The organism is Vicinamibacteria bacterium (genome assembly GCA_035620555.1).
Taxonomy (GTDB): Bacteria; Acidobacteriota; Vicinamibacteria; order Marinacidobacterales; family SMYC01; genus DASPGQ01.
The window spans coordinates 1-2,075 of record DASPGQ010000808.1 but is presented as its reverse complement, the minus strand read 5'-3'; the positions used below and the strand labels follow the sequence as shown (position 1 = coordinate 2,075).

The following is a 2,075-nucleotide window of genomic DNA, read 5'->3' as shown; positions in this document are numbered from 1 at the left end:
GGCAGCGACGCCATATGGTCCACGCGTCTGATGCGGGCGCGGCCATCCTCGATCGGCTGCCGGAGCGAATCGAGGGCGTTGCGCGAGAATTCGGGGAGCTCGTCGAGGAAGAGGACTCCGCGGTGGGCGAGGCTCACCTCTCCCGGCATCGGTCCGCTTCCCCCGCCGACCATGGCCGCCATCGAAATCGTGTGATGGGGCGCTCGGAAGGGAGGCCGGGAGACGAGAACGCCGTCATCGAGCAGCCCGGCGACGGAATAGATTTTGGTGACCTCGATGGCATCCTCGAAGGAGAGCGGTGGAACCAGCGAAGGAAGCCGCATCGCGAGAAGGCTCTTCCCCGCCCCGGGCGGACCCACGAACAGCGCGTTGTGTCCCCCCGCCGCGGCGATCGCAAGCGCGCGCTTCGCCTGGCGCTGGCCTTTCACGTCGCTCAGGTCGGGAAGGACGCTTTGTCGGTGCCCGTTCGATTCCGTCGGAACGAGCGGCTCGCCCCCGCCGAGCCGAACCAGGTCGAGGGCTTCACCCAGCGAGCCCACGGCGAAAACCGCGGCCCGCTTCACGAGTGCGGCTTCCCGACCGTTCTCGTGGGGTACGACCACCCGCGCAATGCGGTTGCGGACCGCCTCGCATACGACGGGAAGCACCCCCCGAACCGAGTGCAGCCTCCCGTCGAGCGCCAGCTCTCCGAGGAACAGCATCTCTTCGAGCGGCTCTTTGGGACAGGCTCCCATCGCGGCGACGATTCCGAGCGCGACGGCCAGGTCGAAGGCCGATCCCTGCTTCTTCACGTCGGCCGGGGCCAGATTGACGGTGACTCTTCCCGACGGAAACTCGAAGCCGCATTGGGCGAGCGCGGAGCGCACCCGCATCTCGGCTTCGCGCACGGCGGTATCGGGGAGACCGACGAGGCGAAATTTGGTGATCCCAGCCGACACGTCGACTTCGACGCGAACGAGCAGGCCGTCGACTCCCCGCGTCGCTCCCGTGAACGTCTTTGCCAGCATCGTTATCTAAGGACGAGATCTAAGTCGACGACCCTCCCTCGGCGCCGTCGCGAAACAAGCGACCGCGAGCGCCCTGTGCTAAGCTCCCCCGCTTCGGGAGGACTCGATTATGAATCGTGGACGGACCGTTCTCGTTTCACCCTTGATTTCGGCTCTCCTCATCCTGCTGGCGGGCTGCGCCCCGCCCGAGGAGGAGCAGCCGCCCGCCGATCTCGTGCTGCGCGGCGGGAAGGTCGTAACCGTCGACGACGCGCGACCCGAAGCCGAAGCCGTCGCGGTGAAGGACGGAAGGGTTCTCGCGGTCGGCAGCAACGACGAGATCGAGGGCCTGATCGGCCCCGGCACCGAAGTCATCGAGCTCGATGGGAACCTGGCGCTTCCGGGTTTCATCGAAGGCCACGGTCATTTCATGAGCCTTGGAAACGCCAAGATGATCCTCGACCTGACCCGGGTCGAGGACTGGAACGAGATCGTCACCATGGTGGGGGATGCCGTGCAGAACGTCGAGCCCGGGGTCTGGATTCAGGGCCGCGGCTGGCACCAGGAGAAATGGAGCTCCGTTCCACCGGGCGCCGTGGACGGGCTTCCCAACCATATGGGCTTGAGCGAGGTGTCCCCCGAGAATCCGGTCATCCTCACTCACGCAAGCGGACATGCCGCCTTCGTGAACCAGAAAGCGATGGAGCTGGCCAGCATCACCGGCGCCACTCCCGATCCGCCGGGTGGAACGATCGTCAAAGACTCGAACGGCCAGCCCACCGGAGCGCTTCGCGAGACCGCACAGAGGCTGGTGCGGGAAGCCCTCGAGGAGTTCCTGGATCAACGATCGCCCGAAGAACGGCGGGCCGACGACGAAAGACGCCTCCAGCTCGCGAGCGAGGAGCTCCTCAGAAAGGGCGTCACCAGCTTTCACGATGCCGGGGCCGACTTCGCCACCATCGACTTCTTCAAGGAAATGGCGCAAGCGGGACGCCTTCCGGTGCGCCTCTACGCCATGGTGCGCCGGGAGTCTAACGAGACGATGGCGGAGCGGCTCGCGGATTACAAGATGACCAATGCTTACGATGG

General features: G+C 65.9%; 2 protein-coding genes. One reads left to right on the top strand and one right to left on the bottom strand.

Annotated features, from left to right (window positions below; translation table 11 throughout):
• Positions 1-1,007: YifB family Mg chelatase-like AAA ATPase (locus VEK15_32330; protein ID HXV65428.1), on the bottom strand; the 1,007-nt coding region annotated here is incomplete at its 3' end.
• 109 nt (positions 1,008-1,116) lie between these two features.
• Between VEK15_32330 and VEK15_32325 the strand changes: the two genes are divergently transcribed.
• A partial coding sequence (locus tag VEK15_32325; protein HXV65427.1) for an amidohydrolase family protein occupies positions 1,117-2,075 on the top strand: 959 nt, incomplete at its 3' end.